This is a genomic window from Paraeggerthella sp. LCP19S3_G8, assembly GCF_052119225.1.
In the GTDB taxonomy this organism is placed as follows: domain Bacteria; phylum Actinomycetota; class Coriobacteriia; order Coriobacteriales; family Eggerthellaceae; genus Paraeggerthella; species Paraeggerthella hominis.
Map to the genome: position 1 here is coordinate 178390 of NZ_JBQKFQ010000002.1, position 16656 is coordinate 195045.

Here is a 16656-nt window from a genome sequence, read left to right on the forward strand (position 1 = left end):
CGATGATAAGCACGATGATCGCAACGACGACCCAGATGGCCTCCATGGGCACGGTCATTCCAAACAGAGTCATGTCTTCCCCTTAAATCAAGCGCGCGAAAGCGCGCAATCGGCGTTAATGGCTGCAGACCATAGTAACGCGATCTCAGGCTTCGCGCAAGCGAGCTTCCAGAGCGTCGTTGATAATTTTGAGCGCCTTTACGCGCGCATGACGCTTGTCGTCGCTTTCCAGAACGATCCACGGAGCGAAGGGGGTCGAAGTCAGCCGGAACATGTCCTCGACCGCAGCTTGGTACTGCGGATGCTTGTCGCGGTTGCGCCAATCTTCGTCGGTGATCTTCCATTGCTTGGCCGGATCGTTCTGCCTTTCATGGAAGCGGCGCAGCTGCTCTTCCGGGCTCACGTCAACCCAGAACTTGAGCAGGATGGCGCCCCAGCGCACGAGCTCCTGCTCGAACTCGTTGATCTCGTCGTACGCGCGCGTCCATTCGGCGGGCGAAGCGAATCCCTCCACGCGCTCGACCAGCACGCGCCCGTACCAGCTGCGGTCGTAGATGCCCACGTGCCCCGCCTTCGGCAGACGCGTCCAGTACCGCCACAGATGCGGGTGCAGCAGTTCGGGCTTCGTGGGAGCCGGGCTGGGGAAAATGGTGTAGGCGCGCGCATCGAGCGCCTGGGCGACGCGCTTGATGTTGCCGCCCTTGCCCGCCGCATCCCATCCTTCGTACATGAGCATGAGCGGGATGCGCTTTTGGTACATCTCCATTTCCAGCCTGTTCAAACGATCTTGCTGGGCTTTGAGCTGCTCCTTGTAGGCCATCGGATCCAGCGCGAGGCCATGGTCGACCCGATCGAGCGCGGGAGGGTCGTCCACCTGGCGAAACCGCGAGGCGCGAGGGGCGCGGGCGCGGGCCTCGTCAGCCTCTTTCTGCGCGGCAGCCAAGATGCGGGCCTCCTCTTCCGGCGCGCGGCCGAACAGAGGGGCCTCCTCCAAAGCGCCCGCCGAATTGGCTTGCGCCTTCGCTGCCGCCGCAGCAGCTTCGGCGTTGGGCTGCGCGGCAAGCGCGCCGGACAGCGCGTCCGCCAGCGTTTCGGCTATCTGCAGGTTCGCGCGGCGCTTGTCCTCCCCGTTGACCAGATGCCAGGGAGCGTACGCGAAGTCGCTGCCTTCCAGCAGGTTGTCGTACAGGCGGTAGGCCTCCTCGTAGTTTCCTATGCGCGCAAGCTTCTCCTCGCTCACCCGCCAGCGCGTGGCAGGATCGTCGTGCAAGCGCGTCAGGCGCTTCTTCTGCGCCTCCTTGGTCACGTGCACGAAGAACTTCACCACCAGATAGCCGTCGTCCACCAGCTGGCGCTCGAAGTCGGCCGCCGACGTAAGGTGGCGGCGCAGCGCGCTGATGTGACGCTCGTCGCGCGCCTCGGCCATGGCGGCAGCCACGGCCTTGCGCTTGCCCGTGGCCTTTTCAGCCTGGGCCATGGTCAGGCTTCCGTATTCGGCGTACAGCATGTGCTGGACTGCGGCGGTGTACCAGCCGCGGTCGTAGAACGTGGTGGTGCCGCGCATGCCGAGCGATTGCCAGAACTCCTGCATGATCGGGTAGAATCCCGTGACGCCGTACGGTGCGCCCGCAAAGGTCCGCGCAGCCTTGACGTCGAGGTTTTCCGTAACGTGCACGCTGGTCGCGCGTGCGTCCAAATGATAGAGGAGATCGGAGATGCGACTGCCCTTGCCCGCCCCGTCCCAGCCCTCGAACAAGACCACGAGGCCCACGCCCTGCGTGCGCGCTTGCTGCTGCAGCACCACAAGCCGGTCCATGAGCTGGTCGCGACGCAGCTTGTACTCGTCCTTCGGCAGGGCTTCCAGCGAGAAATCGACGGTCTCCAGCATGCGCGCATCCTTTCTCCGGGGGTGCACCCCATCATAGCACAGCGGGAAATCGGGCCGTTCCGCTGCATCAACTCAAGGTAAAATCTTGGTGCCGGGTTCGCGAGCGCGCTTTGCGGCCAGCCACGGTTTGCCTACAATGGAATCAATGACCAACCAGCGCGGCGCGGCGCACGACGTCGCTTACGCGGCGCCTGCCGCAGCGGCCGAACGACCCACGAAGAAGCCATCATGCCCAACTACGGAGTAATTGACCTCGGATCGAACTCTATTCGCCTCGTCATATACGAAGTGAAGGACGACCGCCGGGAAACGTACACGAACAAGGATTTCAAAAGCCTCATCAACGACAAGGTGATGGCCGGCCTTTCCGCCTACGTCGTTGACGGCGCGTTCACCCAGGCGGGCATCGACCGGGCCGTCAACGTGCTCAAGGGCCACGCGAAGCGCTCGCGGTACTTCGATTGCAAAAAGCTCGAGGTGTTCGCCACCGCCGTGCTGCGCAACGCCTCGAACTGCAACCAGGCCGTAGCCGAGATCGAGGAGCGCACCGGGCTGCCCATATCCCTGCTTTCCGCGCAAGACGAAGCTCACTTGGGATTCGTCGGAGCCACCTGCGATCGAGCGGTCGCTCGCGGAACCCTGGTGGATATCGGCGGCGGATCGACCGAGCTCACGCGCATCGAGGACGGCCGCGACTTCGACAACGTCAGCTTGGGGCAAGGGTCGCTCTCGTCGTTCGCGCGCTACGTGCGCGCCATCCTGCCCGCAGACCCCGAGATGCGCGCCATCGAACGCGCGCTGCGCGACCATCTGGACAAGCTGCCGCACCCTGAGGCGTACCGAGCGGACACCCTGTACGGCATCGGCGGCAGCACGCGCGCCGCCGCCAAGATGCTGCAACAAGCCACAGGCTCGGCAACCCGGCCCAAAACCATGACGCGCGACGATATTCATGCGATACTGAAGTGGTGCCGTATCGACCCCGACGCATTTGCCCATGCCGCGCTCAAAGCCTCTGCCGAGCGCGTGCATACGTTAGTACCGGGCTGCATCATTCTCCATGCGCTGTTCGACGCCTTCGGCGCGCAGCGCCTGGAAATCTGCAAATACGGCGTTCGCGAAGGATACCTGATCGAACGCATGCTGCTCTAAAGGAACCGATTCGCCATCACGCGCATCAGCGCACGTTGACGGAACGTACGGGAAGGGAAGCTCATGGAAGCAAGCAAGAAGCCGTCGATCGAAACCACCCCCAAGCAGGGTGCGGGCCATCCGAAGACAAGCCCGGCCGTTCCCGACCACCAGGAGCCAGCCGCCCATGCATCCGCCGCGGACGGCGTTGCGGACGAGCGCATGCAGGCGGCGCCCTACCTGCAGAACCGCGAGCTGTCGTGGCTCACGTTCAACGAGCGCGTGCTCGACCAAGGAGCCGATGAAACGGTGCCTCTGCTCGAGCGGCTGAACTTCATCTCCATCTTCTGGAGCAACCTGCAGGAGTTCTTCATGGTGCGCGTGGGCAGCCTGACCGACCTGGCCCTGGTGAAAAAGCACATCATCGACTCGAAGTCGAACATGACGCCCGCCGAGCAGCTCGACGCGATCTACGCGCGCTGCCGCGAGCTCTACCCCATCCAGGAACGGACCTTCGAGGAGGTTCGCCGCCTGCTGCGCGAGCGCCGCGTATGCCACCTGCGCCCCGAAGACCTCACCGACGACCAGCGCGCCTTCCTGTCGCGCCACGTTCAGCAAAACGTCCTGCCGTTTCTGTCTCCGCAGATCATCAACACGCGTCACCCGTTTCCGCATCTTGAAAACGGAGCCTTGTACGTTGTGGTGCGCCTGAACGAGGAGATCAACCTGGGCAAGAAAACCGCGAAGGCGAAGGGCGCGGACAAGGCGGCCAAGCCCGACAAGGCGAAAAACCTTGGAGCCGAAGGCGTGACGCTGGGGCTGGTGCCCATGCCGAAGCAATGCGCGCGCGTCATCGAGCTGCCGGGCGACGGGCTGCAGTTCATCTTGCTGGAGCACGCCATCGAGATGGTGGCGTCCGAGATTTTCAGCATGTACGCCGTCAAGCACACCAACGTGATCTGCGTGACGCGCAACGCCGACCTTGACGCCACCGAAGGCACCGACGAAAGCGACGAGGACTACCGCGAGCACATGAAGCGCATCCTCAAGAAGCGCGCGCGCCTGGCTCCCGTGCGCCTCGAAAGCGAGCGACCCCTTTCGTCAACCCTGGAAAAGCTGCTGCTCAAGCGCTTGGGACTGAAATCTCACCAGGCATTCGTCACGTCGGTACCGCTTGACATGAGCTTCACCTGGGGGCTGGGCAGCCGCCTGCCCGAGAAGGAACGCGCCAAGATGACGAACGTGCCCTTCACGCCGCAGTGGCCGGGATGCCTTGACCGCAACCGCCCGGTCATCGACCAGGTAACCGAGAAGGAAGTGCTGCTGTCCTACCCGTACGAGACGATGGACGCGTTCGTGCAGCTTCTGCGCGAGGCCGCCAACGACCCAAGCGTCATTTCCATCAAGATCACGCTGTACCGCCTGGCAAGCCAATCCCACCTGGCCGAAGCGCTCATCGCGGCAGCCGAGAACGGCAAGGAGGTGACGGCGCTGTTCGAACTGCGCGCGCGGTTCGACGAGAGCAACAACATCGAGTGGTCGCAGCGCTTCGAGCAGGCCGGATGCAAGGTGATCTACGGGTTCCGCGACTTCAAGGTGCACTCGAAGATCTGCTGCATCACCCGCCAAACCGAGCACGGCCTGCAGCACATCACCCAGCTGGGCACCGGCAACTACAACGAGAAGACGGCGAAGCTCTACACCGACCTGGCGTTCATCACCACCGACGAGACGTTCGGCCGCGACGCCACCGAGTTCTTCCGCAACATGGCGCTTGAGAACACGTCGGACAACTACGACATCATGTGGGTTGCCCCGCTGCAGATCAAGCCGATGATCCTTGCCGGCATCGACCGGGAAATGGAGCGCGCTCGCGCAGGCGAGCCGTGCGGCCTGTTCTTCAAGACCAACTCCGTCACCGACAAAGACGTAATCGAGAAGGTGGTCGAGGCGTCTCAGGCGGGCGTTCCGGTCACCCTGTTCGTGCGCGGCATCTCGTGCATCGTGCCCGGACTTGAGGGATTCACCGAGAACGTGCGCGTGGTGTCCATCGTAGGGCGCCTGCTCGAGCACAGCCGCATCTACGGGTTCGGCCCGCGCGACAACATGAAGCTGTACCTGTCGAGCGCCGATCTCATGACGCGCAACATGGACAAGCGCATCGAGATCGCATGGCCCGTGCTCGACGAAGAGCTGCGCGAGCAGATCCTGGGATATCTGGACGTCAGCATGGCGGACACGGCGAAGCTGCGCGAACTGCTGCCCGATAAAAGCTACACGGCGCTCGGATCGCTTGCCAAACAGGACGACAACGGCGAGACCGCGCTGTTCGAGTCGCAGGAGTTCTTCATCAAGCAGGCGCAGAAGCGCCGATTGGAAGCGGCCGAGGACGAAGCGGCGCGCGACGCGACCCGTCGCAGGATGGCGGCGCGGGACGAGTCCGCGCCCGATGCGGCCCCCAACCGCCAAGCCGCCGCGCCCGCGGAGGACGACGAGCACCCCGCAGCCCCCACCATGCCCGACGCGCAGGCGTCGGCCCGGGAGGCCGAGGTCATCGCAGCTGCCGCGAACAAGGCCGCCGAACTCGCCGCCGAGGCGGCGGCGCGCGCTGCAGCCCAGGCCGCCGAGGCGGTGCGAGCGGTCAAGGCCGAGGAGCAGGTCGAGGCAGCCGCGGCTGCGACCGAAGAAGCGGAGCGGGCGGAAGCGCTCGAAGCGGATGCGATAGAGCCGCCCGCAAACGAGGGCGACGAGTCGGCCTCCCATCAGGAGATCGTAGCGGCAACAGCGGCCGGCAAGAAGAAGCCGAGCCTGCTCGTGCGCTTCCTCAGCCTGTTCGTGAGAAAGTAGCCGCTTCCCGACGCCAAGCGCGGCGCTAGGGACGTTCGCCCGCTGGAAACGCGCGTCATGCTCGGCGCGCTAAAAAAGAAACCCGCCTGGCGGGTTTCTTTTCGCAGCAACAAAAAGCGCTACACCTCGCGCTCGACCACCGCGGCGATCGCCGCCGCATGACGTTCGGCGTCTTCAGCGCTTGCAGCCTCCACCATCACGCGCACCACCGGCTCGGTGCCGGAGGGTCGCAGCAGCACGCGCCCGGAATCGCCCAGGGCGTCTTCGGCAGCGCGGACGGCGGCCTGCACGGCGTCGTTGTCGTCCACGGCATGCTTGTCTTGCACCTTCACGTTGATGAGGGTTTGCGGGAAGCGCGTCATGACGGAGGCGACCTCTTCGACGGATTTCCCGGCACGCTTGCAGGCGGCCAAGAACTGGAGCGCCGTCACCAAGCCGTCGCCCGTAGAGTTGTGCTCGAGGAAGATCATGTGGCCGCTCTGCTCGCCGCCGACGACGAACCCTCCTTCGCGCATGGCCTCCAGCACGTAGCGGTCGCCCACCTTCGTCTGGATAAGCTCGATGCCCGCATCGCGCAGCGCATGCGTGAGGCCCAGGTTGCACATGACCGTGGACACGGCCGTGTTGCCGGGCAGCAGGCCGCGCTGCTTCAGGTCGATGGCGCACACCGTTTCCACCACGTCGCCGTCGATCTCGTTGCCCTGCGCGTCCACCAACATGACGCGGTCGGCATCGCCGTCATGCGCGATGCCCACGTCGGCTCCGATCTCGGCCACCAGATCGCGCACGGGACCCAGATGCGTCGATCCGCACTGCACGTTGATGTCGGTTCCGTCGAAGTCCTCGTTGACGACCACCACGTCGGCGCCCAAACGGCGCAGCGCCTCGGCGCTGGTCATGCACGAAGCCCCATGCCCCACGTCAAGGGCCACCTTCAAGCCCGCCAGGTCAATCCCGTCGCGCGTCACCGTGGACACGGCGTGGGCGATGTAGAGCTCGCACGCATCCTCGACCGGCAGCGAAACGCCCACGGCATCGCCCGCCGGCAGCTCCTCGGCCGCCGCGCCGCCGCGCACCACGAACGCCTCGATGTCGTCCTCCACCGCATCGGGCAGCTTGAAGCCCTGGGCGTCGAACAGCTTGATGCCGTTGTACTCCGGCGGATTGTGGGAAGCGGAAATGACCACGCCGCCGTCGCAGTGCAGCTCGCGCACCAGCAGCGCGATGGCGGGCGTGGGGATGATCCCCGCTAACAGCGCCGTGCCGCCCATCGACATGACGCCCGCAGCAACGGACGACTCCAGCATGTCGCCCGACAAGCGGGTGTCCTTGCCGATCAAAATGGTCTTCCCCTGAAACGCCACGGCGGCTTGCCCCAGCTTGAAAGCCAGGTCGCACGTGAGTTCCGTATTGGCGATGCCGCGAACGCCATCGGTTCCGAATAGTCGTGCCATGATGATGTCCCTCTCTAGTCCAACAGGTTCAGCAAAGGTCAGCAAGGTCGGAGGTCGGAAGCCCGCGCCGCCGGACCGCTTCGATAGCCGCAAGGCCGTCGGGACCGCTTACTTTCCCCTTTTCACGAACGCTTCGTGCAGGCGAACGCCGCCGCACGGGCGCTCCTCGTCCGTCATGCGGTTGTTGAGTTCGGCTGCAAATTCGTCCAGGTCGATGCCGTAGCGTTCAAGCAGAACGAACAGATGGTACACCACGTCGGCCGCTTCGTAGCGCAGATGGTCGACGGCGTCGGAATACTCCGTCGGAAGGTCCACGTCAAGCGACGTCGCCTCCTCTTCCTGCACCGAATCCGCCTGGCATGCCAGCGCAGCAGCCAGCGACGAGCATGCCCAAGACTCCACGTCTTTGGCCGCGAGCGCAACTTCGCCCGCCTCTTCCATGATCTTTTTCAGCACGTCGTCGACGGAACCGGAAAGCAAGCGGTGCGTGTAGCTTTCCTCCCCCGCCTCGCGCCGCGCGGCGATGGCGCCGCTCAAAGACTCGAGCGTTGCGCCTATAGGGGAAGCCGGCGGCGTTTCGCCAGCCGGAATGTAGGTCTTATGTGACACTGGGCAACCTTTCTCGACGATTCGCCGACATGCTCGGTCGCGGGGCATGCGCAACGCGCTGCAGCGCCGAAACGCTGCATCTCCCAACCCGAGCACGGGCCTATGCAAAAGGGGCGCGCCTGAGCGCGCCCCTTGCAGCTGTTACTCCACGTCGTCCGCGTTGGAGGCTTCCTCTTCCTCCTTGCCCGTCAGGCCGAAGCCCAGCGAGCCCACGGAACCCAGCAGCGCATCCAATTCCTCCAGGTTGCGCTGGTAGGAACGAGGCGGCAAAGCCTCGCCCAGCATGTCCTCGCCTTCGGTGTTGAAGGTGGCAGGCTCGTCGCCGCCGATGAGGACGGTGTCGTCCGGGCTGAACACCATGTCGAGCAGCTGGGACATGTCGTCGCTCGTAGCCGCCAGATCGTCCTCGATCACGTGCGTCAAACCGCGCTCCTCCAAGCCCTCCTTCAGCTCTTCGATGGCCTTCACGCCAATGCCCTCGATGCGCAGCAGGTCCTCTTCGGTGTGGCCCACCAAATCGGCCACCGTCTCGATGCCGGCCTCGCTGAACTTGTTGGCCCAGCGCTGGGACACGCCCAGGTCGTCGTAGATGTACAGGCGCGCATCCTCGTCGGACAGCTGCGGACCGCGATGGCCCAGCGACAGGCCGCTGTAGTAGCTGCCGTAATTCGAGCCCATGTTGAGGTAGCCGTCGCCGTCAAGCGACCAATCCTGCGGCTGCGGCAGCAGCTCCTCGATCTCGCGCAACGCATCCGGAGCGAAGTCGGGAAGCGTCTCGCCCGCCACGCCGGAAACCGGACGGCCCTTGTAGGTAAGGCCCACTTCGCGGTAGCGCGTCAGGCCCGTGCCCGCCGGGATCGGCTTGCCGATGATGACGTTCTCCTTCAGGCCGGCCAAATGGTCGATCTTGCCCTCGATGGCAGCGTCCGTGAGAACCTTCGTGGTCTCCTGGAACGATGCGGCGGACAGGAACGAATCCGTGGCCAGCGAAGCCTTCGTGATGCCCAGCAGCAGCGGCTGGCCCACGGGCGGCTCCTTGCCTTCGGCGATAAGCGCGTTGGCAACGCCTTCGAACTCGAAGCGGTTGACCTGGCGACCCGGCAAAAGCTCGGAATCGCCCGCGTCGAGCACGGCCACCTTGCGCAGCATCTGGCGCGCGATGACCTCGATGTGCTTGTCGTTGATGTCAACGCCCTGGGACACGTACACGCCCTGGACCTGGCTCACGATGTAGCGCAGCGTGGTGTTCGGGTCGGTCAGGCGCAGCAGGTCGTGCGGGTTCACGGAACCCTTCGTCAGCTGCTGGCCCACCTTGACCTGGCAGCCGTCGCTCACGCCCGGAAGCATCTGGGCGCGGGCGCTTACCACGTACTCGCGGAAGTTGCCCTGCTGGTCATGAATGGTCAGCGTCTTGAACTGCTTGTCGCCCGAGATCTGCAACGTACCGGAGATCTCGGCCAGCACGGCAAGACCCTTCGGCTTGCGCGCCTCGAAAAGCTCCTGAACACGAGGCAGACCGTGCGTGATGTCCTCGCCTGCGACGCCGCCGGTGTGGAACGTACGCATGGTAAGCTGGGTGCCCGGCTCGCCAATGGACTGGGCGGCGATGATGCCCACCGCCGTGCCGATGTTCACCGGACGCGCCGTAGCAAGGTCCCAACCGTAGCACTTCTGGCATACGCCCTGGTCGGCATGGCAGGTCATGACCGTGCGGATGATCAGTTCCTCGACACCCGCAGCGTCCATGGCGCGCAGCTGGTCCATGCTGGTCATGTACTCGCCCGCAGCAAGGATAACGGTGCCGTCGGCGCCCTTCACGTCTTCGAGCAGGCAGCGGCCGATCAGGTTCTCGTCCACCTCGCCCTTGTCGTTGTGCAGCGGATAGGGCACGCCGTCGGTGGTGCCGCAGTCGATCTCGCGGATGATGACGTCTTGCGCCACGTCCACCAGACGACGGGTCAGGTAACCCGAGTCGGCGGTACGCAGAGCCGTGTCGGCCAGACCCTTACGAGCACCGTGCGTCGAGATGAAGTACTCCAACACCGACAGGCCCTCGCGGAAGTTCGCCTTAATGGGTCGGTCGATGATCTCGCCCTTCGGGTCGGACATGAGGCCACGCATACCGGCCAGCTGGCGGATCTGCTTGATGTTGCCTCGTGCACCGGAGAACGCCATCATGTAGATGGGGTTGAACTTGTCGAAGTTCTCGGCCATCGCGTCGCCGACCGCCTCGTTGGCTTCGTTCCAGATGTCGACGACCTGCTTGTGGCGCTCGTCGGGGCTCATGAGACCCATCTCGTAGTCCTCGTCGATAGCCGCGACCTTCGCGTCGGCAGCAGCCAGGATCTCGCCCTTCTGCGGCGGCACGGTGGCGTCGTACACCGAAACGGTAACGCCAGCGCGCGTGGCATAGTGGAAGCCTGCGTCTTTCAGGCCGTCGAGGATGGCGGGCACCTTCGACAGCTCGTAGCGGCTGCAGACGTCCTCCACCAGACGGCTGATCTCCTTCTTGTTCATTTCGTAGTTCAAGAAGGGGTAGCTGTCGGGCAGTACGTTGTTGAACGTGATACGACCGATGGTGGTTTCGATGCGCTCGCCGGCCTTGTGCTCTTCGAACTTGCCGAAAGCCGTTGCCACCTGGGTGTCCTTGCTCAGGCGCACCCAGATCTTGGCCTGCAGGTCAAGATCGGCGCGAGCGTCGTAGGCGTTCAGCGCGTCAGCGAAGTCGATGAACGCGCGTCCCTCGCCCTCGAAGCCGTCGCGAGCGGCCGTGAGGTAGTACAGGCCGATGATCATGTCCTGCGTCGGCACGGTCAGCGGACGGCCGTGAGCCGGGGATTTGATGTTGTTGGCGGACAGCATGAGCACGCGGGCCTCGGCCTGGGCCTCGGCGCCCAAGGGCACGTGCACGGCCATCTGGTCGCCGTCGAAGTCGGCGTTGAAGGCGGTGCAGACCAGCGGGTGCAGCTTGATGGCCTTGCCCTCGACCAGCACCGGCTCGAACGCCTGGATGCCCAGACGGTGCAGGGTTGGCGCGCGGTTCAGCAGCACCGGATGCTCGGTGATGACTTCTTCCAGCACGTCCCACACGTAGCTGGCGCCACGGTCGACAGCGCGCTTCGCAGCCTTGATGTTGGCGGCGTACTCAAGCTCCACCAGACGCTTCATTACGAAGGGCTTGAACAGCTCGAGCGCCATCTGCGACGGCAGGCCGCACTGGTGCAGCTTGAGCTGCGGGCCGACGACGATAACCGAACGGCCGGAGTAGTCGACGCGCTTGCCCAGCAGGTTCTGGCGGAAGCGGCCCTGCTTGCCCTTGAGCATGTCGGACAGCGACTTCAGCGGGCGGTTGCCCGGGCCCGTGACGGGGCGGCCGCGGCGGCCGTTGTCGAACAGGCTGTCGACGGCCTCCTGCAGCATGCGCTTCTCGTTGTTGACGATGATCTCGGGAGCGCCCAGGTCCAACAGGCGCTTGAGACGGTTGTTGCGGTTGATGACGCGACGGTACAGGTCGTTCAAGTCCGACGTGGCGAAGCGGCCGCCGTCGAGCTGCACCATGGGGCGCAGGTCGGGCGGGATGACCGGGATGACGTCCAGGATCATGTCGGACGGCTTGTTCTCGGACTTGAGGAACGCGTCGACCACCTTGAGGCGCTTGATGGCCTTGGCGCGCTTCTGGCCCTTGCCGTTGGCGATGGTGTCGCGCAGCTCTTCGGACACGGCCGCAAGGTCCATGGCGTCCAGCAGGTCGCGCACGGACTCGGCGCCCATGCCGCCCGTGAAGTAGTCGCGGTAGTTGAGGCGCATCTCGCGATACAGGGCCTCGTCCGGCACGAGCTGCTTCGGCTCGACCTTCATGAAGGCGTCGAAGGCGTCCTGACGCAGCGACTTGCGCTCGTTGAACTCCTCGTAGATGTCGGCGATCTCCTCGTCGACCTCCTCGGCGGTCATGCGCTCGTCCTCGTCGATGTCGTCGACGAAATCGTCGTCCTCGGGCACGTAGTCCACGGACAGACGGCGCGTGGCCTCGACGAGGCGATCGCGCTCGGCGTCCAGCTCTTCGAGGTCGGCGGCCAGCTCGTCGCGCAGCTCGTCGGCGTCTTCCTCGCGAGCTTCCTTGTCAACCGACGTGATAATGGAGGAGGCGAAGTACAGAACCTTCTCCAGCTCCTTCGGCGGGATGTCCAGCAGGTAGCCCAGACGGCTCGGGCTGCCCTTGAAGTACCAGATATGGCTCACGGGCGCGGCCAGCTCGATGTGGCCCATGCGCTCGCGGCGAACCTTGCTGCGCGTGACTTCCACGCCGCAGCGCTCGCAGACGATGCCCTTGAAGCGGACGCGCTTGTACTTGCCGCACGCGCACTCCCAGTCCTTCGTGGGGCCGAAGATCTTCTCGCAGAACAGGCCGTCCTTCTCCGGCTTGAGCGTGCGGTAGTTGATCGTCTCGGGCTTCTTGACCTCGCCGCGCGACCAGCTGCGCACGTCCTCGGCATTGGCCAGAGAGATACGCAAAGCGTCGAAATTGTTAACGTCGAATTCCGTCGTCATTTATCGCTCCTCTCCTTCACCGATGAGGTCGTTCGTGTCGTTGTTGCTTTCGCCCATCAATTCTCCCAGCTCAGCGGCAATGCTGTCGAGAGCGTTCGCCGCGTCGTCCTCTTCCGTCTTGCGCGCGTCGGCCGCGATGGCCTCGTACAGCGCACGGTCGCCGTCATCCTGGCGGTCGATGTCCTTGGTGACGTCGATCGTCTGGTGGTCGTGACCCTCAAGCTCCACGTTCAAGCAGAGCGACTTCATTTCCTTGACCAGAACCTTGAAGCTCTCGGGCACCTCGGCAGCCGGGATGTTCTCGCCCTTGACGATGGACTCGTAGGACTTGACGCGGCCGGCGGTGTCGTCGGACTTCACGGTCAAGATCTCCTGGAGCACGTTGGAAGCGCCGTACGCGTACAGCGCCCACACTTCCATCTCGCCAAAGCGCTGGCCGCCGAACTGGGCCTTACCGCCCAGAGGCTGCTGCGTGATCAGGCTGTAGGGGCCGGTCGAACGCGCGTGGATCTTGTCGTCCACCATGTGGCCCAGCTTCAGGATGTAGCTCTGGCCAACCGTGATGGGCTCGCGGAACTTCTCGCCCGTGCGGCCGTCGTAGAGCCAGGTCTTGCCGGTGCGGGAAAGCTGCGGCACGAACTCGTCGCGGGCCTTCTCGCCGTACTTGTAATGGTTGTAGTTGATGAGGTTGCGGTTCGCCTTCTCGATGGCGTCGGAGATCTCCTTCTCCGTAGCGCCGTCGAAGACGGGCGTGGCCACGTGCATCGGGCCCTCCACGACCTCCTCGGTCTCCTCCTCGTCGGACCAGCCCCACTTCGCGGCCCAGCCCAGGTGGTTCTCAAGCAGCTGGCCCACGTTCATTCGGGACGGAACGCCCAGGGGGTTCAGGATGACGTCGATGGGGGTGCCGTCGGCGAGGTACGGCATGTCCTCGACCGGCAGCACGCGGGAGATAACGCCCTTGTTGCCGTGGCGGCCGGACAGCTTGTCGCCCTGCTGAACCTTGCGCTTCTGAGCCACGTAGATGCGAACGAGCTCGTTCACGCCCGGAGCCAACTCGTCGCCGGCGTCGCGGCTGAAGCGGCTCATGCCGATGACGCGGCCGCCGGAGCCGTGAGGCACCTTGAGCGACGTGTCGCGGACCTCGCGGGCTTTCTCGCCGAAGATGGCACGCAGCAGGCGCTCCTCAGCCGTGAGCTCGGTTTCGCCCTTCGGCGTGACCTTGCCCACCAGCACGTCGCCCGGGAACACCTCGGCGCCCACGCGGATGATGCCGTCGGCGTCCAGGTCGCCGATCATGTCGTCGGAGATGTTCGGGATCTCGCGGGTGATCTCCTCGGGTCCCAGCTTCGTGTCGCGGGCATCCACCTCGTACTCGGAGATGTGGATGGACGTGAGCAGGTCCTCGGCCACCACGCGCTCGGACACGATGATAGCGTCCTCGTAGTTGTAGCCTTCCCACGGCATGTAGGCCACCATGAGGTTCTGGCCCAGCGCCAGCTCGCCGCCGTCGCAGGACGGGCCGTCAGCCAGCACGTCGCCGGCCTGGACCTCGTCGCCCTTGCGCACGATGGGACGGTGGTTGATGCAGCCGCTCTGGTTGGAGCGCTGGAACTTCGGCACCAGGTACTCGTCGTACTCGCCGTCGTTGTTCAGGATGATGATGGTCTGGCCGTCGACGTAGTCCACGACGCCCGGGTTCTGGGCAACCAGGATCTCGCCGGAGTCGACCGCGATGCGGTGCTCGATGCCGGTGCCCACGAGCGGCGCGCTCGGACGCAGCAAGGGCACGGCCTGGCGCTGCATGTTCGAGCCCATGAGGGCGCGGTTCGCGTCATCGTGCTCGAGGAACGGGATGAGCGACGTTGCGACCGACGTCATCTGGCGCGGGGACACGTCCATGTAGTCGATCTGCGCGGGCGGCACCTCGTCGGGCTCGCCGAAGACGCCGGCGGCGTCCTTCGTGCGGCAGAGAACCTTCTTGTCGACCGTGAACGAACCGTCCTCGGCGTACGTGACGAACTCGCGCGTTTCGAGGTCGAACGTCTCGTTCGCCTGGGCGATGGTGTAGTTCTCCTCCTCGTCGGCGGTCAGGTAGTCGATCTCGTCGGTCACCTTGCCGTCGACGATGCGGCGATACGGCGTCTCGATGAAGCCGTAGGGGTTGATGCGAGCGTACGTGGCCAGCGAGCCGATGAGGCCGATGTTCGGGCCTTCAGGCGTCTCGATGGGGCACATGCGGCCGTAGTGGGAGGTGTGCACGTCGCGCACCTCGAAGCCGGCGCGCTCGCGGGACAGGCCGCCCGGGCCGAGGGCCGACAGACGGCGCTTGTGCGTGATGCCGGCGGCGGGGTTGGTCTGGTCCATGAACTGGGACAGCTGCGAGGAGCCGAAGAACTCCTTGATGGCCGCCACGATGGGGCGGATGTTCACGAGCGACTGCGGCGTGATCTCGTCGGGCTCCTGCATGCTCATGCGCTCGCGGACGACGCGCTCCATGCGGGACAGGCCGATGCGGAACTGGTTCTGGATCAGCTCGCCCACGGTGCGGATGCGGCGGTTGCCGAAGTGGTCGATGTCGTCGGTCTGCACGCCTTCGACGCCGGCATGCAGTGCGACGATGTACTGCATCGTCTTCACGATGTCGTCGTCGGTCAGCGTGGAAGCCTCGTAGTCGGGATCGAAGCCCAGCTTCTTGTTGATCTTGTAGCGACCGACTTTCGCCAGGTCGTAGCGCTGCGGGTTGAAGAACAGGCCCTCGAGCAGCGTGCGGGCGGAGTCGATGGTGGGAGGCTCGCCGGGACGGAAGCGCTTGTACAGCTCGATGAGCGACTCTTCCTTCGTGGTGGCGGGGTCGCGGTCGAGCGTGCGCAGCACCATTTCGTCGGCGCCCAGAAGCTCGATGATCTCCTCGCGCGTCTCGGCCAGGCCAAGGGCGCGCACGAGCAGCGTAGCCGGCTGCTTGCGCTTGCGGTCGATGCGCACGGACAGGATGTCGCGCTTGTCGGTTTCGAATTCGAGCCACGCACCGCGGCTGGGAATGACCTTGGCGTTGTAGAGCATCTTGTCAGACGCCTTGTCGCGCTCGGAGGCGAAGTACACGCCCGGGGAGCGGACCAGCTGGCTGACGACGACGCGCTCGGTGCCGTTGATGATGAACGTACCGCGCGGGGTCATGAGCGGGAAGTCGCCCATGAACACGTCCTGCTCTTTGATTTCGCCCGTTTCACGGTTGATGAAGCGGATCTCCACGAACAGCGGCGCCTGGTAGGAGACGTCCTTCTCCTTGCACTCGTCAACCGAGTACTTCGGCTCGCCAAACTCGTGCTTGCCGAACTCCACGCACATATCTTTCGTGTTGTTCTCGATGGGGCTGATGTCACGGAACGCTTGCGCCAGGCCCTCGCCCTTGAAGAACTCGAAACTATCCGTCTGGATAGCGATCAAGTTGGGGACGTCCATGACGTCCGGAATCTTGGCGAAGTTTCGCCGATCCCTATAAAGGCTGGTCTGATCAGTCGTTTTTCCTTGAGCCACGAGGCTTTTCCTCCTTCATGTGCACCCGCAAAAATGCGAAAAAGTCGCAAGTTCTAAAAATAGTGCGCCCGTCAAGCCATGTCAAGAAAAATTTTTACGAACTGTGGAAATTTATTGTGGATTTGGCTGTTCATCTGGGCGGATGTCGTTGGAATTTTTGGATGCGGAGGACGATTTTTCGCGCGGCGAGAGGCGGCTGCGGAGTTGCGCGTGCGGCGGGGGCGGGAGGCGGGGGCCGAGGGGCTGCGCGCGCGGCGGGGGCTCGGGCGACTCCTCCCCCGGAACCCGCCTGGAGCGATCGCCGCCGGAGCGCACGCATCCGAAGCGGCTTCCAGCCTTGCGCGCGGCGGGGCCGCCGTTCGCCGCCGCTCGCTGCCCGCCGTTCGCTGACTGCCGTTGCCCGCAGCCGCCTGCCGCCTGCCGCCTGCTGTCAAAACGAGCGAGTTTTGCTGGTCCTCAAGCCAGAATAATAACGAACGACAAGCTTATGACCTGGCACGATGCAAAACTGCCTCACGCGGAACCGCCCCGATGCCACAAAAATCGCCGCAAAACTCGTCCGTTTTGACAACAGGGGACGCTTCCGCTGCTGAACGAGGTGGAGCCAGGCAACACGACGCAACCGGATCAATCCTGCCGACG

7 protein-coding genes are annotated in these 16656 nt (G+C 64.5%); 2 read left to right on the forward strand and 5 right to left on the reverse strand.

The genetic code is table 11. From position 1 onward, the window contains the following. Window positions 1-145: 145 nt before the first annotated feature. Window positions 146-1888, reverse strand: a complete 1743-nt coding sequence (locus ACTQZK_RS02680; protein WP_114567901.1) for a polyphosphate--AMP phosphotransferase — start codon at window positions 1886-1888, stop codon at window positions 146-148. Window positions 1889-2116: 228 nt separating this feature from the next. Between ACTQZK_RS02680 and ACTQZK_RS02685 the strand changes: the two genes are divergently transcribed. Together ACTQZK_RS02685 and ppk1 are read left to right on the forward strand one after the other, a co-directional pair. Continuing rightward, window positions 2117-3040 carry a Ppx/GppA phosphatase family protein gene (locus ACTQZK_RS02685; protein WP_441898337.1) on the forward strand — a complete coding sequence of 308 codons (924 nt, stop codon included), beginning with the start codon at window positions 2117-2119 and terminating at the stop codon, window positions 3038-3040. 201 nt (window positions 3041-3241) lie between these two features. Next, window positions 3242-5866, forward strand: a complete 2625-nt coding sequence (ppk1, locus tag ACTQZK_RS02690; RefSeq protein WP_441898517.1) for a polyphosphate kinase 1 — start codon at window positions 3242-3244, stop codon at window positions 5864-5866. 119 nt (window positions 5867-5985) lie between these two features. On the opposite strand, the gene glmM is transcribed toward ppk1, so the two are convergent. The 4 genes from glmM to rpoB form a co-directional block, all read right to left on the reverse strand. After that, window positions 5986-7320 (reverse strand): phosphoglucosamine mutase, encoded by a 1335-nt coding sequence (glmM, locus tag ACTQZK_RS02695; RefSeq protein WP_441898339.1) that lies wholly within the window; start codon window positions 7318-7320, stop codon window positions 5986-5988. 108 nt (window positions 7321-7428) lie between these two features. Then, window positions 7429-7929 carry a phosphoribosyl-ATP pyrophosphatase gene (locus tag ACTQZK_RS02700; protein WP_441898341.1) on the reverse strand — a complete coding sequence of 167 codons (501 nt, stop codon included), beginning with the start codon at window positions 7927-7929 and terminating at the stop codon, window positions 7429-7431. A 141-nt stretch (window positions 7930-8070) separates the two neighbouring features. After that, a complete protein-coding gene (locus ACTQZK_RS02705; protein WP_441898342.1) occupies window positions 8071-12477 on the reverse strand; it encodes a DNA-directed RNA polymerase subunit beta' in 4407 nt (1468 codons plus the stop codon). Continuing rightward, entirely contained in the window at window positions 12478-16014 is a 3537-nt protein-coding gene (rpoB, locus tag ACTQZK_RS02710; protein WP_114567895.1) for a DNA-directed RNA polymerase subunit beta, read from the reverse strand. Window positions 16015-16656: the final 642 nt, after the last annotated feature.